Source organism: Streptomyces sp. NPDC041713 (assembly GCF_055591085.1).
Map to the genome: position 1 here is coordinate 102,758 of NZ_JBVIZY010000017.1, position 21,168 is coordinate 123,925.

General features: G+C 72.6%; 18 protein-coding genes. 15 read left to right on the forward strand and 3 right to left on the reverse strand.

All coding sequences use genetic code 11. From position 1 onward, the window contains the following. The first annotated feature begins 71 nt into the window (after positions 1-71). From argH to ACZ6CV_RS34150, 4 genes are all read left to right on the forward strand, one after another. Positions 72-1,502, forward strand: a complete 1,431-nt coding sequence (gene argH / locus ACZ6CV_RS34135; RefSeq protein ID WP_469255350.1) for an argininosuccinate lyase — start codon at positions 72-74, stop codon at positions 1,500-1,502. A gap of 57 nt (positions 1,503-1,559) precedes the next feature. After that, positions 1,560-2,534, forward strand: a complete 975-nt coding sequence (locus ACZ6CV_RS34140; RefSeq protein WP_469255351.1) for an aldo/keto reductase — start codon at positions 1,560-1,562, stop codon at positions 2,532-2,534. Positions 2,535-2,627: 93 nt separating this feature from the next. Further along, a complete protein-coding gene (locus ACZ6CV_RS34145; RefSeq protein ID WP_362371469.1) occupies positions 2,628-3,179 on the forward strand; it encodes a TetR/AcrR family transcriptional regulator in 552 nt (183 codons plus the stop codon). Next, positions 3,176-4,720: an MFS transporter gene (locus ACZ6CV_RS34150; protein ID WP_469255353.1), complete on the forward strand. Its 1,545-nt coding sequence runs from the start codon at positions 3,176-3,178 to the stop codon at positions 4,718-4,720. The genes ACZ6CV_RS34145 and ACZ6CV_RS34150 overlap by 4 nt, the downstream gene beginning before the upstream one ends. A 515-nt stretch (positions 4,721-5,235) precedes the next feature. Here the strand turns inward: ACZ6CV_RS34150 and ACZ6CV_RS34155 are convergent. Then, positions 5,236-5,925, reverse strand: coding sequence for a lysophospholipid acyltransferase family protein (locus ACZ6CV_RS34155; protein WP_469255395.1), 690 nt, complete (start codon positions 5,923-5,925; stop codon positions 5,236-5,238). A gap of 405 nt (positions 5,926-6,330) precedes the next feature. Between ACZ6CV_RS34155 and ACZ6CV_RS34160 the strand changes: the two genes are divergently transcribed. The 3 genes from ACZ6CV_RS34160 to ACZ6CV_RS34170 all read left to right on the forward strand — a co-directional run bounded on the left by ACZ6CV_RS34160 (position 6,331) and on the right by ACZ6CV_RS34170 (position 8,715). Continuing rightward, complete coding sequence (locus tag ACZ6CV_RS34160; protein WP_469255355.1) at positions 6,331-7,521, forward strand: glycerophosphodiester phosphodiesterase; 1,191 nt, start codon at positions 6,331-6,333, stop codon at positions 7,519-7,521. A 128-nt stretch (positions 7,522-7,649) separates the two neighbouring features. Next, entirely contained in the window at positions 7,650-8,165 is a 516-nt protein-coding gene (locus ACZ6CV_RS34165; RefSeq protein WP_362371478.1) for an RNA polymerase sigma factor, read from the forward strand. Positions 8,166-8,202: 37 nt separating this feature from the next. Next, a complete protein-coding gene (locus tag ACZ6CV_RS34170; protein ID WP_469255357.1) occupies positions 8,203-8,715 on the forward strand; it encodes a GNAT family N-acetyltransferase in 513 nt (170 codons plus the stop codon). Positions 8,716-8,718: 3 nt separating this feature from the next. Here ACZ6CV_RS34170 and ACZ6CV_RS34175 read toward each other — a convergent pair whose 3' ends face one another. Together ACZ6CV_RS34175 and ACZ6CV_RS34180 are read right to left on the reverse strand one after the other, a co-directional pair. After that, positions 8,719-9,165 (reverse strand): hypothetical protein, encoded by a 447-nt coding sequence (locus ACZ6CV_RS34175; RefSeq protein ID WP_469255396.1) that lies wholly within the window; start codon positions 9,163-9,165, stop codon positions 8,719-8,721. A 7-nt stretch (positions 9,166-9,172) separates the two neighbouring features. Beyond that, a complete protein-coding gene (locus ACZ6CV_RS34180) occupies positions 9,173-9,532 on the reverse strand; it encodes a hypothetical protein (RefSeq protein WP_355810534.1) in 360 nt (119 codons plus the stop codon). Between the two features lie 140 nt (positions 9,533-9,672). Here ACZ6CV_RS34180 and ACZ6CV_RS34185 point away from each other — a divergent pair, with 140 nt between their 5' ends. From ACZ6CV_RS34185 to cobT, 8 genes are all read left to right on the forward strand, one after another. After that, positions 9,673-10,320: an HAD family hydrolase gene (locus ACZ6CV_RS34185; protein WP_469255359.1), complete on the forward strand. Its 648-nt coding sequence runs from the start codon at positions 9,673-9,675 to the stop codon at positions 10,318-10,320. A gap of 411 nt (positions 10,321-10,731) precedes the next feature. Next, positions 10,732-11,790, forward strand: a complete 1,059-nt coding sequence (locus ACZ6CV_RS34190) for a methionine ABC transporter ATP-binding protein (protein ID WP_362371487.1) — start codon at positions 10,732-10,734, stop codon at positions 11,788-11,790. After that, on the forward strand, positions 11,787-12,533 hold the full coding sequence (locus tag ACZ6CV_RS34195) for a methionine ABC transporter permease (RefSeq protein ID WP_469255361.1): 747 nt from the start codon (positions 11,787-11,789) through the stop codon (positions 12,531-12,533). Before ACZ6CV_RS34190 ends, ACZ6CV_RS34195 begins: the two co-directional genes overlap by 4 nt. A 92-nt stretch (positions 12,534-12,625) precedes the next feature. Continuing rightward, positions 12,626-13,465 (forward strand): MetQ/NlpA family ABC transporter substrate-binding protein, encoded by an 840-nt coding sequence (locus tag ACZ6CV_RS34200; protein WP_469255362.1) that lies wholly within the window; start codon positions 12,626-12,628, stop codon positions 13,463-13,465. Between the two features lie 2 nt (positions 13,466-13,467). Next, positions 13,468-14,286 (forward strand): MetQ/NlpA family ABC transporter substrate-binding protein, encoded by an 819-nt coding sequence (locus tag ACZ6CV_RS34205; RefSeq protein WP_469255364.1) that lies wholly within the window; start codon positions 13,468-13,470, stop codon positions 14,284-14,286. Positions 14,287-14,427: 141 nt separating this feature from the next. Then, positions 14,428-15,111 (forward strand): GNAT family N-acetyltransferase, encoded by a 684-nt coding sequence (locus tag ACZ6CV_RS34210; protein ID WP_469255398.1) that lies wholly within the window; start codon positions 14,428-14,430, stop codon positions 15,109-15,111. Between the two features lie 159 nt (positions 15,112-15,270). Then, positions 15,271-16,482 (forward strand): precorrin-6y C5,15-methyltransferase (decarboxylating) subunit CbiE, encoded by a 1,212-nt coding sequence (gene cbiE, locus ACZ6CV_RS34215; protein WP_469255366.1) that lies wholly within the window; start codon positions 15,271-15,273, stop codon positions 16,480-16,482. 356 nt (positions 16,483-16,838) lie between these two features. After that, positions 16,839-21,116 carry a nicotinate-nucleotide--dimethylbenzimidazole phosphoribosyltransferase gene (gene cobT, locus ACZ6CV_RS34220; protein WP_469255368.1) on the forward strand — a complete coding sequence of 1,426 codons (4,278 nt, stop codon included), beginning with the start codon at positions 16,839-16,841 and terminating at the stop codon, positions 21,114-21,116. The last annotated feature ends 52 nt before the right edge of the window (positions 21,117-21,168 follow it).

Consider the following 21,168-nt stretch of genomic DNA (forward strand, 5'->3'; position numbering starts at 1 on the left):
CTCGATTGACGAAACATACGGAGCAATGCATACTCATGCATAGTTCGGATGAGGCAGTGAGGAGCACGTCAGTGAGCAGCAACAACGGTGATGGCCTCCGGCTCTGGGGCGGTCGGTTCGCCGACGGGCCCGCGGAGGCCCTGGCGAAGCTGTCGGCATCGGTGCACTTCGACTGGCGCCTGGCGCCGTACGACATCGCCGGCTCCCGCGCCCACGCCCGCGTGCTCCACACGGCGGGCCTGCTCACCGAGGACGAGCTGACCGGCATGCTGGCCGGGCTCGACCGGCTGCAGGCCGACGTGGCCGACGGATCGTTCGTCGGCACGGTCGCCGACGAGGACGTCCACACCGCCCTGGAGCGGGGCCTCCTGGAGCGGGTCGGCCCCGACCTCGGCGGCAAGCTGCGGGCCGGCCGGTCCCGCAACGACCAGGTGGCGACGCTCTTCCGGATGTACCTGCGCGACCACGCCCGGATCATCGGCGGCCTGCTCGCCGACCTCCAGGGCGCGCTCGTCGGCCTCGCCGAGGCGCACCCCGACGTCGCCATGCCGGGCCGCACCCACCTCCAGCACGCCCAGCCGGTGCTCTTCGCCCACCACGTCCTCGCCCACGTCCAGTCGCTCTCCCGGGACGCCGAGCGGCTGCGTCAGTGGGACGCCCGGACGGCGGTGTCGCCGTACGGCTCCGGCGCGCTCGCCGGATCGTCCCTCGGCCTCGACCCGGAGGCGGTCGCGAAGGACCTCGGCTTCGAGCACGGCTCGTCGGCCAACTCCATCGACGGCACGGCCTCCCGGGACTTCGTCGCGGAGTTCGCCTTCATCACCGCGATGATCGGCGTGAACCTCTCCCGGATCGCCGAGGAGATCATCATCTGGAACACGAAGGAGTTCTCCTTCGTCACGCTGCACGACGCCTTCTCCACCGGCTCGTCGATCATGCCGCAGAAGAAGAACCCGGACATCGCCGAGCTCGCGCGCGGCAAGTCGGGCCGCCTCATCGGCAACCTGACCGGCCTGATGGCGACGCTCAAGGCGCTCCCGCTCGCGTACAACCGCGACCTCCAGGAGGACAAGGAGCCGGTCTTCGACTCCTGCGACCAGCTGGAGATCCTGCTCCCCGCCTTCACCGGCATGATGGCGACGCTCACCGTGCACCGCGAGCGCATGGCGGAGCTGGCCCCGGCCGGCTTCTCGCTCGCCACCGACATCGCCGAGTGGCTGGTCAAGCAGGGCGTGCCGTTCCGTGTCGCGCACGAGGTCGCGGGCGAGTGCGTGAAGGTCGCCGAGGCCGAGGGCAAGGAGCTCGACGGCCTCACCGACGAGCAGTTCGCGAAGATCTCCGAGCACCTCACGCCCGAGGTGCGCACCGTCCTGAACGTCCCCGGCGCCCTCGCCTCCCGCAGCGGCCGCGGCGGCACCGCCCCCTCGGCCGTCGCCGTCCAGCTCGCCGAGGTCAAGGCGGATCTGACGGCCCAGCAGGAGTGGGCGGCCGCGCGCAGGTGAGAAAGGGGCGTCGCGGGTTACGTTGACGGGGAGATCCCCTACGACGAGGAGCCCGCGATGCCCTTCGCACGGCTGGCCGCAGCGACGACCCCGACCGCACACCTGGGGCTCGGCCTCGCCGCCGTCGGCAGGCCCGGCTACATCACGCTGGGCCGGGAGGACGACCTGCCGCCGTCCCGCAGCGTCGAGGCCCTGCGCGAGCGCTCCGTCGAACTCCTCGACGCCGCCTACGCGTCGGGGGTTCGCTACTTCGACGTGGCGCGCTCCTACGGCAGGTCCGAGGAGTTCCTCGCCGACTGGCTGCGCGCACGGCCCGACGTCGACGATGTCGTCGTCGGCAGCAAGTGGGGCTACACCTACACGGCGGACTGGCGCACCGAGGTCGAGGGCCCGCACGAGGTCAAGGACCACAGCGTCGCCGCGTACGACCGCCAGCGCGCCGAGACCGCCGCACTCCTCGGCGACCGGCTCGACCTCTACCAGGTCCACTCCGTGACGCCCGAGAGCCCGGCGCTCACCGACAAGGAACTGCACGGCCGGCTGGCCGCGCTGGCCGCCGAGGGCGTCACCGTCGGGCTCTCCGTGAGCGGCCCCGAGCAGGCGGCCGCCATCCGCGCGGCGCTCGCCGTGACCGTCGACGGCGAGCCGCTCTTCCGCACCGTCCAGGCGACGTACAACATCCTGGAGACCTCCGCGGGGCCCGCGCTCGCCGAGGCGCACGACGCGGGGCTCACCGTGCTCGTCAAGGAGGGCCTGGCCAACGGCCGCCTCGCCGATCCGTACGCGCCGCCCGCGCTGCGCGAGGTCGCCGAGGAGACCGGGCTCGGCTGCGACGCGGTGGCGCTCGCCGTGCTGCTGGCCGAACCGTGGGCGGGCGTCGTCCTGTCCGGCGCGGCCACCTCGGTCCAGCTCGTCTCCAATCTGCACGCGGCCGCGGTCGACCTGTCCGCGGGGCAGCTGGAGCGGCTGGTGGGACTCGCGCAGGACCCCGCGGCGTACTGGGAGGGGCGGGCGCGGCTCCCCTGGAACTGACCCGAGCGGCGCGGCGAGCTGGAGCTGATCCGGGCGGCGCGGCGAACCATAAAGGGTGAGACAGCTTTGTCTCAGATGGCTTAGGCTTGTCTCATGTCAGTCGATCGCGAGCAGGTTCTGCGCAGCGCCGCGGCCCTGCTCACCCGCAAGTCCACCGCGACCATGGACGAGGTCGCCCGCGCCGCGGGCATCAGCAGGGCGACCCTCCATCGCCACTTCGCGGGCCGTGACGCCCTCGTACGCGCCCTGGAGGAGCTCGGAGTCCAGGAGTGCGAGGCCGCGCTCGACCGGGCCCGGCTCGACGAGGGCGGCGCGAGCGAGGCGCTGCGGCGCCTGGTGACGGGGATCGAGCCGGCCGCCGGGCTGCTCGCGTTCCTGTACACCGAGAACCAGCTGTTCGAGGGCGACGGACAGAACCAGGGCTGGAACCGCATCGACGACCGTCTCGCGGCGCTCTTCCGGCGCGGCCAGGAGAACGGCGAGTTCCGCATCGACCTCACCCCCGCCTGGCTCACCGAGGCGTTCTACGGCCTCGTCGGCTCCGGTGCCTGGGCGGTGCAGGACGGCCGGGTGGCCGCCAACGACTTCTCGTACATGATCGCCGAGCTGCTGATCGGCGGCGCACAGCGGAGAGTGGACTCATGACCAGCACCCACCGGCAGCCCGCGGCCCCCGAGGTGGAGCGCAGCCCCGGCCGCTGGCTCGCGCTCGCCGTGCTCGCCCTCGCCGTCCTCCTGGTCGCCGTCGACGCGACCGTGCTCGGCCTCGCGACCCCCTACATCAGCGAGGACCTCAAGCCGTCCGGCACTCAGCTGCTGTGGATCGGCGACGTCTACTCCTTCGTCATCGCCGGCCTGCTCGTCTCCATGGGCAGCCTCGGCGACCGCATCGGCCGGAAGAAGCTGCTGCTGTGCGGCGCCGTCGCCTTCGGCGCGGTGTCGGTCCTCAACTCCTACGCCACGAGCCCGGAGCTGATGATCCTGGCCCGCGCGCTGCTCGGTGTCGCGGGCGCGACGCTGATGCCGTCGACGCTGGCGCTGATCCGGAACATCTTCCACGACCCGCGCGAGCGCAGCCTCGCGGTCGGCATCTGGGGCGCCATGGCGTCCGCGGGCGCGGCCGTCGGGCCCGTCGTCGGCGGCTTCCTGCTCGAACACTTCTGGTGGGGCTCGGTCTTCCTCATCAACCTGCCCGTGATGGCCGTGCTGGTCCTCGTCGGCATCAAGTTCCTGCCCGAGTCGAAGAACCCGGCGCCGGGCCCGTGGGACCTGATCAGCGTCGTGCTCTCGCTGGTCGGCATGATCGCGGTGGTGTACGCCGTCAAGGAGGCGGCCGCGCACGGGATGCGCTGGGACGTCGCGGCGTCCGCGGTGGTCGGCGTGGCCGCGCTCACCTGGTTCGTACGCCGCCAACTCACGCTCCCCGCGCCGCTCCTGGACATGCGGTTGTTCCGCAACCGCGGCTTCTCCGGGGCGGTCCTCGCCGATTTGCTGACCGTCCTCGGCCTGTCCGGCCTGGTCTTCTTCCTCTCCCAGTTCCTGCAACTCGTGCAGGGGAGGCGGCCGTTCGAGGCCGGCCTCGCCGAACTCCCCGCCGCGGTGGGTGCGGTGGCGGCGGGCCTGGTCGCGGGCGTGGTCGCGCGGCGCTTCTCGGTACGGGTGGTGGTGGCCGGCGGACTCGCGGCGGTGGGCCTTTCGCTCGCCGCGCTCACGGCGCTGAGCCAGCACACGGGGTATCCGCTGCTCGGGGCGGCGCTCCTGGTCGTCGGGATCGGCGCGGGCTTCTCGTTCACGGTGACGGCCGACGTCATTCTCTCCAGCGTGCCGAAGGAGCAGGCGGGCGCGGCGTCCGCGGTCTCCGAGACGGCGTATGAACTGGGTGCGGCGCTCGGTATCGCGCTGCTCGGCTCCATCGTCACGGGCGTCTACCGGGACTTCACGGCACCGCCGGGCACGCCGGCGGACGTGGCGGCGGCCGCGCACGAGTCGCTCGGCGGCGCGGTGGAGTCGACGGCGGGCCTGCCGGCCGGGCAGGCGGACGTCCTGCTCTCGGCGGCCCAGACGGCCTTCGTGGACGGGCTTCGACTGGCGTCGGGCGTGGGGGCGGTGGTGCTGCTCGCGACGGCGGGGGTGGCGTGGTTCCTCTTGAAGGGGCAGCGCCTGGAGGACGGCGGCAGCCCCCACTGACCGACCCCCCTCGCGGGGCCCGGCCCGCAGCCGACCTCGCCGCCGCGGTGGCCGCTCGCGCAGTTCCCCGCGCCCCTGAAAACCAGCACTTCGCCTGCGAGCGCGTCGTGGCCGCTCGCGCAGTTCCCCGCGCCCCTGACGGGGCGCACCCGGCGACGTGCGGGACGCCCCACAGGGTCGCGGGGAACTGCGCGAGCAAGCACAACCGACCCGCAGGCGAAGTGCGGCCTGATGAGGGGCGCGGGGAACTGCGCGAGCAAGCACAGCGGTCCCGCGGGTGAAGTGCGGCCTGATGAGGGGCGCGGGGAACTGCGCGAGCAAGCACAGCGGACCCGCAGGCGAAGTGCGGCCTTATCAGGTGCGCGGGGAACTGCGCGAGCAAGCACAACCGACCTGCAGGTGAAGTGCGGCCTTATCAGGGGCGCGGGGAACTGCGCGAACGCCCGCCCCGGTGCCGGAGAAAAGACCTCCGCACCGGTGCGGGCGCACCGATAAACCGCTCAAGCCCCGCAGGGCTACGCCGCCTTCGCCTTAGTCGCGTACATGTCCACATACTCCTGCCCCGACAGCAACATGACCTCCGTCATCACGGAGTCCGTCACCGCGCGCAGCACATACCGGTCCCGGTCCATCCCGTCGTACCGGGAGAACTCCATCGCCTCGCCGAAGCGGACCGTCACCTTCCCGGGACGGGGCAGGCCCTTGCCGCCCGGCTGGAGCTTGTCCGTGCCGATCATCGCGAAGGGGATGACGGGCGCGCCCGTCATCAGCGTCAGCCGCGCGATCCCCGTACGGCCCCGGTACAGCCGCCCGTCGGGCGACCGCGTGCCCTCGGGGTAGATGCCGAACACCTGGCCGTCGTCGAGAATGCGCCGCCCCGTCATCAGCGCCGCCACACCGCCGCGCCCACCGTCGCGGTCCACCGGGATCATGCCGACGCCGGTGAAGAACCACGCCATGAGGCGGCCCTTGAGGCCCTTGCCGGTGACGTACTCGTCCTTGCCGATGAAGTACACCGGGCGCTTGGTCACCAGCGGCAGGATCATCGAGTCGATGAACGTGAGGTGGTTTCCGGCCAGGATGACGGGCCCGGTCCCCGGAATGTTCTCGGCGCCTTCTACCCGTGGGCGGAACATCAGGCGCAAGAACGGTCCGAGCACTGCCTTGATGAGCGCTAGACGGGACAACAGGCCCTCCGGTGTCAACGGGTCGACGACGAGTAAATGCAGGTGAGTACGGTACTCGCGGGCCACCGCCCTTTGCACATCGGGTTCATGGACTCGATACGCAGTGTTGACCTGATTTTGCGGGGTCTTGCCCAAACCCGTCGTCTTTGTGACGACCGTATCCCCGCGGGAACGGTGTGGCCCGAACCAGTGGTACTTGTCACGCACACCCGTCGCTGTGCGTGGCGGCCCCGCGCACGGTCGGCGTCCGGCCCGCACACGGCCCCGCCACCTCCATGGTGCGCCCACTCGCCACGCCGCGTCATCCCGCCGTTCCGTCCTGGGTCTCCCACACGTCACTCCCGGCCACCTACGATCAGTCCCGCTTTGTCAGGTGCAAGGCAGCGTCAGGTGCACGGCAGCGGTACATCGGGAGGAGCGCCAATGGCGACGCAGGAGTCGGGTCAGCAGCAGCCGGGAACGAGCCCGGGGCGGCGCGCGGTACTGGGGGCGGCGGTCCTCGGCGCGGGCGCGGCCGTGGCAGGAGCGCCCGGGGTGGCGAGAGCCGACGAGCGGCACGGCGGCGGGCATGGCGGGCACGGCGGGAGTGGGGGGTACAAGAGCCTGCCCGTGCCCACCGTCGTCGCCCACCGGGGCACCAGCGGATACCGCCCCGAGCACACGCTCGGCTCGTACCAGCTCGCCCTCGACATGGGCGCACACGTCATCGAGCAGGACGTCGTGCCGACCAAGGACGGCCACCTGGTGTGCCGTCACGAGAACGACATCACCGGAACGACGGACGTCTCGGCCCACCCCGAGTTCGCGTCCCGCAAGACGACCAAGTCGGTGGACGGCGCCAAGCTGACCGGCTGGTTCACCGAGGACTTCACGCTCGCCGAGCTGAAGACGCTGCGCGCCAAGGAGCGCATCCCCGGCAACCGTCAGCACAACACCCTCTACGACGGGCGCTGGGAGATCCCCACCATGGAGGAGGTCCTGCGCTGGGCGGAGAAGGAGGGGCGCCGGCGCGGGCGGCCGGTCTGGCTGCACATCGAGACCAAGCACCCCACGTACTTCCGCAAGCTGGGCCTGGGTCTGGAGGAGCCGCTCGCCCAGCTGTTGCGGCGCTACGGGCGGCACAAGAAGAACTCGCCGAACTTCCTGCAGTCCTTCGAGCCCAGCAGCATCCAGCGCCTGGCCAAGCTGGTCTCCGGGCCCCGCGTCGTCCTCCTGTCCACCGCGAACTCCCGTCCCTGGGACTTCGTCGAGGCGGGCGACCCGCGCACCGTCGCCGACCTGATCACGCCCAAGGGCCTGCGGTGGATGGCGGGCTTCGCCCAGGGCATCGGCCCGACCCTCGACCTGATCATCCCGAAGAAGGCCGACGGCAGCCTCGGCACCCCGACCACGCTGGTCGAGGACGCGCACGAGGCGGACCTGATCCTGCACCCGTACACGATGCGCAACGAGAACACCTTCCTGCCCACGAACTTCCGCAAGGGCACCGACCCGAACGCCTACGGGGACGCCTTCGGCGCCTTCCGGGCGTACTTCGAGACGGGCATCGACGGGATCTTCTCCGACAACTGCGACACCGCGCTACTCGCCGCCGCGGACTTCGCACGGGACTGACGGCCGGTCGCCGCCGTCCCCCTGGGGCGCCGGGTGACATGCGTCAACAGCGCACCGCCCGGCCCCGGATGGGGTGAGAAGCGGCCGCTCCGGAAACCTCGTACCGGAGCGGTCGCGTCCCGCCGGGCATGACCCACGACCTCATCCCCGCCCTGCGCCCCCTCCTCGCCGCCGAGGCATCCGCGGAGGCCCTCGGCTCCGGCGCCGACCCCGGCGACCTGGAACAGGCCGTCTGGCTGCGCCTGTTGGAGCGCCTGGAAGCGGACGGGCCGCCCGCCGACCCGGCGCGGTGGCTGCGCGGCGCCGTGCGGTCCGAGGCGCGCCGCACCCGCTGCACCGGCCGGCGCGAGGTGGCGTACGCGAGCGAGCCCGCCGACGACACCGAACGCGGCCCCGAACAGCGCGCCCTGACCGCCGACCGGCACCGCACCCTGCACGCCGCGGTGCGCAGACTCCCCGCCCGCTGCGCCCGCCTCATGTCCGCGCTGCTGTCCCCGGAGGACCTCACCTACCGCGAAATCGCAGGGGAGTTGGGAATGTCACAGGGGAGTCTGGGGCCGGAACGTTCCCGATGCCTGGGATGCCTGCGCAGAATGCTGACGGCGGAGGTTGCGGCTCCTGCTCCGTGGGGAATGGAGCGGTAGACAACCGGTGGAGCAGGTGAGCGGGAGGCATGCACACATGGGCATGAGCGTGACCATCTCGGTGGCGGCGGCGGACGACCAGGACGCCGCGGAGCAGATCCTGAAACTGCAGTACCTCTGCTACCAGAGCGAGGCGCAGATCTACGGCGACTACGCGATCGAACCCCTGACCCAGTCCCTGGAGTCGCTCAGGTCCGAAATGGCGGCGGGCACCGTCCTGGTGGCCCGGCTCGGCACCGAGGTGGTGGCCTCCGTGCGCGGCACGGTCGACGCGGACGGCACGGCACGGATCGGCAAGCTCATCGTCCACCCCCGCATGCAGCGGCACGGCCTGGGCGGCCGGCTGCTCGACGCGATAGAGAACCGCCTCGGCGCGGACGGCGCCGCGAAGTCCTTCCAGCTCTCCTCCGGCCACCGCAGCGAACAGAACCTCCAGCTGTACCGCAAGCACGGTTACGCGCAGGTGGACACGGAGCGGGTGAACGACCGGCTCACGAGGGTCACGCTCGCCAAGGACGTGACGGCGGAAGCCTTCGTGACCAGCGCGTAGCGACTAAGCGGCGGCCCGTCGCGCCCTGTTCAGCCAGAAGATCGCCGTCACCGGCAGGATCACCGGGATGAAGAGGTAGCCCATCCCGAAGTCCGACCACACCGTGGCGTCGGGGAAGGCGGACGGCTCCACCAGCGTCCAGGTGCCCACCACGAGCACGCCCACCAGCTCGGCGGCGCAGCACACCAGCGCCGCCGAGCGGGCCGCGGCACCGCCGCGCACCAGCGAGTACGTGATGAAGCCGTAGACGACGCCCGCCAGCGCGGAGAGCGTGTAGGCGAGCGGTGCCTTGTCGAAGTCCGTGGAGATCTGCACCGCCGAGCGGGACACCGCGGCGACGACCATCACGCCGTACAGCCACACCAGCAGGATGCCGGGGCCGGTGATCAGTTTCTGGCGCGCGGGGGCCTCGGCCCGCTCCGCCCCGCCGTCGTTCTCGGGCTCGGTCACCGCCACCTCAGCCTCCCCAGATGTCGTAGAGCCGCACTTCGAGCACGGCGAGCACCACACCGCCCGCGGCGACCGTCACCGAGCCCCAGCGGCTCCGCTCGGCCAGCGACATGAACCCCGTGGCGGGGACGCAGGCGAAGGCGCCGATCAGATACGAGACGAAGATCGTCGTGCCCTGGTCCGCCTCCTCGCCGCGCGCGAGCTGGACGATGCCGACGATCAGCTGCACCGCGGCGAGCAGGGTCACCACGGCCATGCCGATGAAGTGCCAGTCCTTGGTCGGCTGGTCGCGGTACGCGGCGAAACCGCACCAGGCGGCGAGGGCGAGCGCGGCCACGGAGACCGCGATCGTCAGGGCATCAACCATGCCCGTGACTTTATTACGGGCCCTCCGGCCCCCGGCGCGCGGCCCTTGCGACCCCCTGCCCGCCGGGACCCACGGCCCCCGCCCCCGGGCCGCTCGCCCCGATGCGCGCCCCCGGGGAGCGACCCGTACCCTCGGTCACCATGAAGATCCAGGCTGACGCGCTCCTGTTCGACAACGACGGCACCCTCATCTCCTCCATGGAGTCGGTGTACCGCTGCTGGACGCGGTGGGCGCGGGAGTACGGGATCACCGCCGAGGCCTTCGCCGCGGTGGAGCTGCACGGCCGTCCCGCCGCCGAGATCGCCGCCGACCTGCTGCCCCCGGAGCGGGTCGCCGAGGCGGTCGCCCGCATCGAGGAGCTGGAGGTCTCCGACGTGGCCGGCGGTGTCGTGCTGCTGCCCGGCACCCGCGAGCTCCTCGACTCCCTGCCGGCCGGCCGCTGGGCCGTGGTGACCTCCGCGACCCGCGCCCTCGCCGACGCCCGCCTCGCCGAGGTCGGCATCCGCCCCGGCCTCGTCATCGCCGCCGACGACATCACGCGCGGCAAGCCCGACCCGGCGCCCTTCCTGCTCGCGGCCGAGAAGCTCGGCGTCGACCCCGCGCGCTGCGTCGTCTTCGAGGACGCCCCCGCGGGCCTCCAGGCCGGCCGCGCCGGCGGCATGACCACCGTGGCGTTGACCACAACCCACCAGGCCTCCGAGCTCTCCGCCGACGCCGTCGTCACCGACCTCTCCGCCGTGTCCGCGCAGGCCACGGCCGGTGGCGTGGAGATCACGCTCGCCGGCTGAGTTCCGGAACCCGGGCCTCCATCGCCGTCCCACCGCTGTCCGGTATACGGACAGCGGTGGTGGACGGCGGTCGCACGCATGTTTTACTTGGGCCCATGACCACGACGAGCAACCGCACCCCTGCGACCGAGGCGACCACGACGCCCGGTGCTCGTTGTATGTGTCGAATGTGCGCCTTCTGAGGGCCCCCGCACCACCTCCGAGCCTCGCGCCCCGAAGCGAAGCCGCTGTGCCGCGCTCCTGACCGACGTACTCGATGGAATCGACGAGTCGACGCAGGAAGCGAGCCGGCCCCGCGCACACGTCCTCCGGTTTCCCGCCCCACCACCGCGAGAACCGTGCCGCGTTCCGAACGAATGCCCCGTGCCCGGCGACACCCGCGCCGCGCACTCGACAGTGACGGAAACCCCTGTGATCACCACTTCCGGCCTCACCAAGGTCTACCGCTCACGCGGTCGTGAAGTAACCGCCCTCGACGGAGTCGACCTGCACGTCCGCGAGGGCGAGGTGTACGGCGTCATCGGCCAGTCCGGCGCCGGCAAGTCCTCCCTGATCCGCTGCGTCAACCTCCTGGAGCGCCCCACCTCCGGCACGGTGACCGTGGCCGGCCAGGACCTCACCGCCCTCGCCGGACGCGGCCCGCGCGCCGGCAAGGAACTGCGCCGGGCCCGCAGCCGCATCGGCATGGTCTTCCAGCACTTCAACCTGCTGTCCTCGCGCACCGTGCAGGACAACGTCGAGCTGCCGCTGGAGATCCTCGGTCTGAGCGGGCAGCAGCGCTCCCGCAAGGCCCTGGAACTCCTCGACCTCGTCGGCCTCGCCGACAAGGCCCGGTCCTACCCGGCCCAGCTCTCCGGCGGTCAGAAGCAGCGCGTCGGCATCGCCCGCGCTCTGGCCGGCGACCCCAAGGTGCTGCTCTCCGACGAGGCCACCAGCGCCCTCGACCCGGAGACCACCCGCTCCATCCTGCAGCTGCTGCGCGACCTCAACCAGCAGCTGGGCCTGACCGTCCTGCTCATCACGCACGAGATGGACGTCGTCAAGAGCGTCTGCGACTCCGCCGCCCTCATGGAGCGCGGCCAGATCGTGGAGTCCGGCACCGTCACCGAGCTGCTCGCGACGCCGGGCTCCGAGCTCGCCGCCGCGCTCTTCCCGGTCAGCGGCGAGGCCACCGGCGACGACCGGACCGTCGTCGACGTGACGTTCCACGGGGAGGCCGCGACCCAGCCGGTCATCTCCCAGCTGTCGCGCACGTACAACATCGACATCTCGATCCTCGGCGCCGCGATGGACACCGTCGCGGGCAAGCAGGTCGGCCGCATGCGCATCGAACTGCCCGGCCGCTTCGAGGAGAACGTCGTCCCGATCGGCTTCCTGCGCGAGCAGGGCCTGCAGGTGGACATCGCGGGCGAAGAGCCCGTCGCCGTGCCGCGCGGCGAGACGCTGCTGGTCAAGGAAGGTGCCAAGTGACCTGGTCGGAGATGCAGCCCCTGCTGGAGCAGGCCTGTTGGGACACCCTCTACATGGTGGGCTGGTCGACGCTGATAGCCGTCGTCGCCGGACTCCCGCTCGGCATCCTGCTCGTCCTCACCGAGCGCGGCGCGCTGCTGCAGAACGCCGTCCTCAACAAGGTGATCGGGCAGATCGTGAACATCGCGCGGTCGATGCCCTTCATCATCCTGATGGTCGCCCTGATGGGCTTCACGCGCTGGATCACCGGCACCACGATCGGCCGCGAGGCCGCCCTCGTGCCGCTGGCCGTCGGCGCCATCCCCTTCTTCGCGCGCCTGGTGGAGACCTCGATCCGTGAGGTCGACGGCGGGCTCGTCGAGGCCGTGCAGTCGATGGGCGGCTCCACCTGGACCGTCGTGCGCAAGGTCCTCGTGCCCGAGTCGCTGCCCTCGCTGATCTCGGGCGCCACCACCACGATCGTCGCCCTCATCGGCTACTCCGCGATGGCCGGCACGGTCGGCGGCGGCGGCCTCGGCGACCTCGCGCTGCGCTACGGCTACCAGCGCTTCGAGACCGAGCTGATGTGGATCACCGTGGCGATCCTCGCCGTGGTCATCTCGATCATCCAGTTCGCCGGCGACTACGCGGCCCGCAGGCTGCACAAGCGCGGCGGCGGGTCCGGCCCGCTGCTGCTCTTCCGGCCGCTGCGCGGCGTCCTGCCCGACACCGCCGCCGCGGAGTCGGCCACCAAGACCGGCTGAGCCGGGGCCAGGGCAGACCTCCCCCCGCCTCAACCTCCCCGCCCCGCGCGGGGCCGCACCACCGGCACCACCCATGGAGAAAGGCACTTTTCGTGCGTAACACCGCCAAGATCACCACCGCTGTCCTCGCCGCCGGAGCCCTCACCCTCGGGCTCTCCGCCTGTGGCTCCGACAAGGGCTCCGCAGGCGACAAGGACGGCCCGCTCGTCGTCGCCGCGACCCCGACGCCGCAGGGCGAGATCCTCGACTACGTCAAGAAGAACCTCGCCAAGAAGGCGGGCCTCGACCTCCAGGTGAAGGAATTCACCGACTACATCACGCCGAACACCGCCGTCCAGCAGGGCGAGGTCTTCGCCAACTACTTCCAGCACAAGCCGTACCTGGACGACTTCAACAAGAAGCGGGGCACCGAGATCGTGCCCGTCCCCGGGGCCACGGTGCACCTGGAGCCGCTCGGCGTGTACTCGAAGAAGGTCGAGAAGCTGTCGCAGCTGAAGGACGGCGCCACCGTCGCCATCCCGAACGACACCACCAACGAGGCCCGCGCGCTCAAGCTCCTCGCGGACAACGGCGTCATCGAGCTCAAGAAGGGCGTGGGCTACGAGGCCACCCCCAAGGACGTAGCCAAGAACCCCAAGAACATCACGTTCAAGGAGCTGGAGGCCCCCACGGTGCCCCGCACCCTGGCCGACGTCGACGCCGCGGTGATCAACGGCAACTACGCGCTGGAGGCCAAGCCCTCGCTCAGCCCCGCCAAGGACGCCATCGTCGCCGAGCCCGCCAAGGGCAACCCCTACGGCAACTTCCTCGCCGTCAAGAAGGGCGACGAGAACGACCCGCGCGTGAAGAAGCTCGCCAAGCTCCTCACCTCGCCCGAGGTCAAGAAGTTCATCGACGAGAAGTACGACGGCGCCGTCGTCGCCGCGTTCTGATCATGCGTACGTCCGTGATCGCCGCCGCGGCGGGGACCGTGGCCCTCGCCCTCGGCCTCACCGCGTGCGGCGCGGACTCGGGGAAGTCCGGCGACGGCCTCGTCGTCGGCGCCACCCCGACGCCGGCCGGCGAAGTCCTCACGTACATCAAGGAGCACCTGGCGGAGAAGGCCGGACTCGACCTCAGCATCACCGAGTTCACCGACTACAACACGCCGAACACCGCGCTCCAGGAGGGCTCGCTCGACGCCAACCTGTACCAGCACACCCCGTACCTCGAGAACTTCAACAAGTCCAAGAAGACGGACCTGGTGCCGGTCACCGAGGTGTACCTGCCGCCGATGGGTGTGTACGCGAAGAAGACCGAGAGCGTCACCGCGCTCGGCACCGGCGCCACCGTCGGCGTTCCGAACGACACCACCAACGAGGGGCGGGCGCTCCAACTGCTCGCCTCCCGGGGCGTCATCGGGCTCAAGAAGGGCGTCGGCGACACGGCGACGCCCGAGGACATCACGTCCAACCCGAAGAAGCTCACCGTCAAGCCGCTCGACCCCGCGCAGTTGCCGCGCTCGCTCGACGACCTCGACGCGGCGGTCATCAACAACAACTACGCGCTCGACGCCGGGCTCAGCCCCAAGAAGGACGCCATCCTCCTGGAGTCCCCGAAGGGCAATCCCTACAACAACGTCCTCGCCGTCAAGAAGGGCGACGAGGACGACCCGCGCGTGAAGAAGCTCGCCGAGCTCCTCACCTCGCCCGAGGTCAGGAAGTTCATCGAGGACAAGTACCAGGGGTCCGTACTGCCCGTCGAGGCGGGCTGAACGGCCTCCCGCGCGCGGGACATCAACGGGGTCCTCTCCCTTGTCGGGGGAGGACCCCGTGGTGCGTCCGGGCCCGTGCATGCTGCATGCTGGGCACTTCAGAAGACCGAAAGGTGAAGGTCCTTCAGGTCTATGAAGGTTATGGAGCGGCGCATGACTACAGCCTCCTCGGGCACAGCGGGCACGTCGGGGTTCCCCGACATCTCCATCAGCACGGAGCGGCTGGTGCTGCGCCCTCTCGAAGAGGCGGACGTCCCCGCGTACGCGGAGATGATGAACGACGAGCAGATCACGGCCTGGACCTCCGTGCCGCAGCCCTACACCGAGGCCGACGCGCGCGAGTGGATCACCCGCCTCGCCCCCGCCGAGCACTCCGAGGGCCGCGGAATCGTTCTGGCGATCACCGAGTTCCTCACCCAGCGCCTTGTCGGCATCATCCAACTCCGGGACACCGACTGGCGGGTGCGCTCCACCGAGCTGAACTACGTCGTCGCCCCCTGGGCCCGCGGCGAGGGCTACGCCTCCGAGGCCGCGCTCGCCACCGCCCAATGGCTCTTCCACGACCAGAAGTTCGAACGCATCGAGCTGCGCACCGCCGCCGACAACACCGCCGCCCAGCAGGTGGCCCAGAAGATCGGCTCCATCAGCGAGGGCGTCCTGCGCGGCGCCTGGATAGCGCGCACGAGGAACGGCGGCGACCCGTTCGGCGGCTGGCTGGACGTGCGCACCGACCTCATCGTGTGGAGCCTGCTCCCGGAGGATCTCGAAGGCGTCTCCGAGAGCCTCGCCGACAGCGGCTTCTCGGCGTACTCCGACTGGAACTGAGCCCCCCGCCCGGATCCGCCCGCCGGGACACACACCACCCGTCACTCGGCCGCTCCCGAGTCCCAGCAGGTACGCTCGCCACTGGCCGCGTGCTTGGTCGCCCCCGCGCAGCCCCGCCCCGCACTGACGACCCGCGAGAACCACAGGAGACAGACGACGATGGCCGACCGGGTCACGGTGATCGGCTGGGACGGTACGCCGCTGACCGCCGCCGCGCGCTCCGCGCTCGGCGCTGCGACGCTCGTGGCGGGCGCCGCCCACCACCTGGCGCTCGACGAGGTGCCCGCCCGCGCCGAACGGATCCGCCTCGGCAGCGTCGCCCTCGCCGCCCGCCGCATCGCCGCCCACCGCGGCACCGCCGTCGTCCTCGCCGACGGCGACCCCGGCTTCTTCGGCGTCGTCCGCACCCTGCGCGCCCCGGAGTTCGGCCTGGAGGTCGAAGTGGTGCCCGCCGTCTCCTCGGTGGCCCAGGCCTTCGCCCGCGCCGGCATGCCCTGGGACGACGCCGAGGTCGTCGTCGCCCACCGCCGCACCCTGCGCCGTGCCGTGAACGTCTGCCGCGCCCACACCAAGGTCGCCGTCCTCACCTCGCCCGGCGCGGGCCCCGCCGAACTCGGACTGCTGCTCGACGGCGTCCACCGCACCTTCGTGATCTGCGAGGAACTCGGCACCGAGCGCGAGCAGGTCTCTATCGTCACCTCGGACAACGCGGCCGACCACTCCTGGCGCGACCCGAACGTCGTCATCGTCATCGGCGGCACCGCGGCCGCCGACACCGGCTGGATCATGGGGCGCGAGCCGGGCGCGGGCCCGCGCGGCTGGGCGCTGCCCGCCGCGGAGTACGGCGGCGACATCTGGCTCGGCGAGGGCGAGACCGACCGGCTGCGCTCCGCCCAACTCGCCCGCCTGGGGCCGCGCATGGGCGACCTCGTCTGGGACATCGGCTGCGGCAGCGGGGCCTTCACCGCGGAGGCGGCCCGGTTCGGCGCCGCCGTGATCGCCGTCGACCGCGACCCGGACGCCCTCGGCCGCACCACGGCCGCCGTCCGCCGCTTCGGCGTCCAGGCGCAGACCGTGCACGGCGACGCCCCGCACGTCCTCGAAGACCTGCCCGAACCCGATGTCGTACGGGTCGGGGGCGGGGGAGCCGCGGTGGTCTCCGCCGTCGCCGACCGCCGCCCGGAACGCATCGTGACGCACGCCGCGACACGCGACGCCGCCGAACTCATCGGCCGGGATCTGAGCGAGCACGGATACGTCGTCGAATGCGCCCTTCTGCAGTCCGTCGAGCTGGACACCCGCGCCTGGCGGGAGGAGAAGCGGACCGTGGTGTTCCTGCTCTCGGGACGGTTGCCCGACCGCTCCCCGTGACCCCCCGGGCACGGAGCGCGGGGTAGGCTGACCGATCGTCGTACTGCACCCGGCAGCCAAGGAGTTCATTGGCCGATGTCCGGAAGGCCCGCCCGTTGTGAGGGTGGGTGTGGTACGGCGCGACCGGAGGACGCGCAACGTGGCGCAGTCCACAGCGGGCCGTGCCCGATCAAGCTGCCGCGGTGGCGGACGGACAGGGAGAATGCCTGGTGTCCGGTGCGCGGTTCGTGCCGCGCGGCGCGCACGCTCGTTGAGGATGACGGGCGGTCGGTGCGCCGCTCCGGGCGATGGGACCTCCCCGGCCGAAGGCCGAGGGGCGGTCGAAGAAGCACTAACCGATGGGCGAGGGGTTACGCATGACCGACACCGGCCAGGTCCCGGGTGAGGGACTGCCGGAGGGCGCAGGCAACGGTGTACCTTCCGGGCCCGCGCAGGGCATGGGGGCGCAGCAGCCGGGCGTACCCGCACCGGGCGCGTACTCCTTCGCCGACTCCGTCGACTCCGCCGCCCCCGCCGATCCCTCCGCCCCCGCCGAAAGCCCCGCCGATGACGACGACCTGCTGCTGATGCCCGGCGCCCAGGGGGCCTGGAGCGAGGCGCAGGCCGCGTCCGCCGTGGCCCAGGGCCAACTGCCGGGGCACGGGCAGGTTCCCGGCCACGGGCAGCAGCCCGGCCGGGGGTCCGGGCCCGCGCAGGCGGTTCAGCCGGCTCCGGCGGTTCAGCCGACGCATGTCGCCGAGTCCGCCCACGCCGTCGAGGCCCCGCACGCCGCCGAGCCCGCCCACCAGCCCGGTCCACACGAGACCTCCGGCCGCGACAGCGGTTCGATCGACCTGAACGGCGTCCGCATGCCCGACGGCACGTCCGCGTCGTCCCATCCGGGACCCGCCCGCCGCCCGCTCCACCACGGCCCGTCCGGCCCCGCGGTGCCCGACGGCACGGGGAGCCCGGTGCGCTCCCTCGCCGACCGCGGGCCCGCGGGGGCGCCCTCTGTCCAGCACGCCGCGCCCGCGCGCCACGCGGGGCCGCCGACCGGTCCCGAGTACCTCGACATCCCGCGTGACGCCGCGGGCCAGCCCCTGCCGGGACCGCAGCTTGGCGAGATCCCGCCGCAGGGGGCCGCGCCGTGGGGGACGCCGCAGGCCGACGCGGTGGCGCCCGCCGCACCAGCAGAAACGGTCGTCCCGGAGGCCGCTGAGGCCGCAGAGGCCCCATTGCTCGCGGAGGCCCCAGCGCCCGCAGAAGCCTCGGAGGTCACTGGCGCCTCGGACGCCCCGGACGCCGCCGTAGTCCCAGAGGCCGCAGCCGCCACAGAAATCCCGGACGCCCCGGACGCCCCGGACGCCCCGGTCGTCACACCGGCACCGCAGGCCGCCGACGCCGTCCCCGCCGAGCTGCCTTCGGAGGCGGTCGCCGGTGCGCCCGCCGAGGAGCGGGAAGAGCAGGCGCCGGAACACGCGCCGGGTCACGTCCAAGAGGCGGACGCGCCGGTCGCGTACGCCCCCGAGGCCGCCGCCTTCCCGAACGCCGCGGACTTCGGGCAGGTCCCGATGGGGGAGCAGCAGTTCCCGGCCGACGAGCAGCAGTTCGCGCCGGGTGACCCGCAGTTCCCGGTGGATGGCGCGCAGTTCGCGCCGGGCGACCATCAGGTCCAGGTCCCGGCAGGCGAGCAGCCCGCGTTCGCGTACGCCGGGCCCACCGGCGCCGGTCAGCCGGCGTTCGCCGTCGCCTCCGCCCAGCCGTGGGACGGGGCGCAGGCTCCGTACGCCGACGGGATGCCCCACCCGGGGTACGCCCCCGACCCCGCGCCGGGCGCGCACGCCGCCCCGCACGCCCCGGAGGGGTACCCCGCCGAGGCTCGGCACGCCGCGCCCGGACCGCAGCAGCCCGAGCCGCAGTTCCCCCAGAACCCTCAGGATGCCCAGGCCCCGCACGTCCCGCAGGACACCGCGGCGCCCCTGAACGGTCACGCCGCCCCGGCCCACGGTGAGCCCGGCCTGCCCCAAGACCCCGCGCCCGTCGGCCAGTTCGTGCCGGTCGACGGCTCGGTCCCGACCACCCCGCACCTGGCCCCGACGCCGCCGCACCCCGTGGCCGTCCCCCAGGAGCCCCCGGTCACCCCGGAGGCCGCCGAGACCCCCGAGGCCCCCGAGGCCGACGCTCCGGCCGCGGATCCGGCGGACGCCACCCCCGTACCCGTACCGCCCGCGGACACGGACCCGGCCGACGCCCCGGCGCAGGACATTCCGGAGCCCGCGGCCCTGACGCCCGAGACCCTCGCCCCCGAGGACCCGGCGACCGCCGATCTCACGCCCGACGCCGCGCAGCCTGCCGTCACCGTGCCCGCCCCGCGCGACGGTGCCGAGCCCGCGGTGGCGCCCGTGGCCGAGCCGATCCCCGCGCCGGACGCCGAAGGCGTGGCGCCGGTCGACGAGCCGGGTCTGCCGACGGTCGAGGCGACGGCGGAGGCGGCGCCCGAAGCCGCTGAGGCCCCCCAGGGCCCGGATGGCTCCGCAGTGCCCCGTATTGTCTCCTCTGCGGCGGTTGTGACCGGATTCCCGGCCGCCCCGCAGACGGCCGACCCGGCCGACGAGTTGGACGAGGCCGACGACGTCATCTCGTTCGAACCGATCGAAGCGAACGAAGTGACCGAAGTGGCCGAAGCACCCGAGATGGCCGAAGCGCCTGAAGCCCCCCTGCCCGCGCCCGGGACGCCCGAGGCTCCCGAAGCCCTCGCGCCCGTCGCGGCGCCGGACGCTCCCGAGGCGGACGACGCACCGCACGCCCCCGAGGTTCCGGAGCCGCTCGTGGCGGCCGACCCCGAGGCCCCGGAGTTCCTGACCGTGGCCGAGGAGCCGGGCGAGACGGACGCGGAGCTCGTCGAGCCCGCCGTGTCCGCGGGCACCGCCGCCCCGGGCTACGCCGACGCCGAGCGCGAGGCCGTGCTGCGCGTCATGCGCGAGCGCCGCGACATCCGCAACGGCTTCCGCGCCGACCCCATCCCGCACGAGGTGCTGCTCCGCGTCCTGGAGGCCGCGCACACCGCCCCGTCGGTCGGCCACTCCCAGCCCTGGGACTTCGTCGTCATCAAGTCCGCGGAGACCCGCAGGACCATGCACGAACTGGCCGCCCGCCAGCGCGACGCGTACGCCAAGTCCCTGCCCAAGGGCCGCGCGAAGCAGTTCAAGGAACTGAAGATCGAGGCCATCCTCGACACCCCGGTGAACATCGTCGTCACCGCCGACCCCACCCGCGGCGGCCGCCACACCCTCGGCCGGCACACCCAGCCGCAGATGGCCCCGTACTCCTCGGCGCTCGCCGTCGAGAACCTCTGGCTCGCCGCGCGCGCCGAGGGCCTCGGCGTCGGCTGGGTCAGCTTCTTCGACGAGCGCGAGATGGTCCGCACTCTCGGCCTGCCCGAGCACCTCGAAGTCGTCGCCTACCTCTGTGTGGGATACGTCGACGAGTTCCCGGACGAGCCCGAGCTGATGCAGGCCGGCTGGTCCAAGCGCCGCCCGCTCTCCTGGGTCGTCCACGAGGAGACGTACGGCCGCCGCGCCCTGCCCGGCGAGGACCCGCACGACCTGCTCGCCGAGACCGTGGCCAACATCCGCCCGCTGGACGCCAAGGCGCTCGGCGAGGCGTGGGAACGCCAGAAGCGGATGACCAAGCCGCCGGGCGCGCTCGGCATGCTGGAGATCATCTCCGCGCAGCTCTCCGGCCTGTCCCGGATGTGCCCGCCGCCGATCCCGGAGCCCGCGGCCGTCGCGATCTTCGCGGGCGACCACGGCGTGCACGCCCAGGGCGTCACCGCCTGGCCCCAGGAGGTGACCGCGCAGATGGTCGCCAACTTCCTCGGCGGCGGCGCGGTCTGCAACGCCTTCGCCAACCAGGTGGGCGCCGAGGTCTGCGTCATCGACGTGGGCGTGGCGAGCGAACTCCCGGCCACGCCGGGCCTGCTGCCGCGCAAGGTCCGCGCGGGCACCGCGGACATGACGACCGGACCCGCCCTGACCCGCGAGGAGGTCAAGGCGGCCGTCGAGGTCGGCATCGAGACCGCCCGCGACCTGGTGGCGGCCGGCAACAAGGCGCTGCTCACCGGCGAGATGGGCATCGCCAACACCACCGCGTCGGCGGCCCTGATCTCCGTCTACACGGAGGTGGACCCCGCCGAGGTCACCGGCCGCGGCACGGGCATCAACGACGAGATGCACACCCGCAAGGTCGAGGTCGTCCGCCGCGCCCTGGAGCTGCACCGGCCCGACCCGGCGGACCCGATCGGCGTCCTCGCGGCGATCGGCGGCCTGGAGCACGCGGCCATGGTCGGCCTGCTCCTCGGCGGCGCCTCCCTGCGCACGCCGGTGATCCTGGACGGCGTCAGCGCCGGCGCGGCCGCCCTGGTCGCCCGCGCCATCGCCCCCGAGGTCCTCGCGGCCTGCATCGCGGGCCACCGCAGCGCCGAGCCGGGCCACGTGGCCGCCCTCAACAAGCTGGGCCTGCGCCCCCTGGTCGACCTGGACCTGCGCCTCGGCGAGGGCACCGGCGCGCTGCTCGCGCTGCCGGTCGTGCAGAGCGCGGCCCGCGCGATGCACGAGGTCGCCACGTTCGACTCGGCGGGCGTCACCGAGAAGTAGCCGCCGCCGGGGCGAAGTCCCCGATCCCGGCAACAGGGCGGGGCTGGGGGAG

Coding starts and splice junctions, on each gene's coding strand:
- ACZ6CV_RS34140 (WP_469255351.1), top strand. CDS start 1,560: ATGCCCTTCGCACGGCTGGCCGCAGCGACGACCCCGACCGCACACCTG.
- ACZ6CV_RS34145 (WP_362371469.1), top strand. CDS start 2,628: ATGTCAGTCGATCGCGAGCAGGTTCTGCGCAGCGCCGCGGCCCTGCTC.
- ACZ6CV_RS34150 (WP_469255353.1), top strand. CDS start 3,176: ATGACCAGCACCCACCGGCAGCCCGCGGCCCCCGAGGTGGAGCGCAGC.
- ACZ6CV_RS34160 (WP_469255355.1), top strand. CDS start 6,331: ATGGCGACGCAGGAGTCGGGTCAGCAGCAGCCGGGAACGAGCCCGGGG.
- ACZ6CV_RS34165 (WP_362371478.1), top strand. CDS start 7,650: ATGACCCACGACCTCATCCCCGCCCTGCGCCCCCTCCTCGCCGCCGAG.
- ACZ6CV_RS34170 (WP_469255357.1), top strand. CDS start 8,203: ATGGGCATGAGCGTGACCATCTCGGTGGCGGCGGCGGACGACCAGGAC.
- ACZ6CV_RS34180 (WP_355810534.1), bottom strand. CDS start 9,532: ATGGTTGATGCCCTGACGATCGCGGTCTCCGTGGCCGCGCTCGCCCTC.
- ACZ6CV_RS34185 (WP_469255359.1), top strand. CDS start 9,673: ATGAAGATCCAGGCTGACGCGCTCCTGTTCGACAACGACGGCACCCTC.
- ACZ6CV_RS34205 (WP_469255364.1), top strand. CDS start 13,468: ATGCGTACGTCCGTGATCGCCGCCGCGGCGGGGACCGTGGCCCTCGCC.
- ACZ6CV_RS34210 (WP_469255398.1), top strand. CDS start 14,428: ATGGAGCGGCGCATGACTACAGCCTCCTCGGGCACAGCGGGCACGTCG.
- cbiE (WP_469255366.1), top strand. CDS start 15,271: ATGGCCGACCGGGTCACGGTGATCGGCTGGGACGGTACGCCGCTGACC.
- cobT (WP_469255368.1), top strand. CDS start 16,839: ATGACCGACACCGGCCAGGTCCCGGGTGAGGGACTGCCGGAGGGCGCA.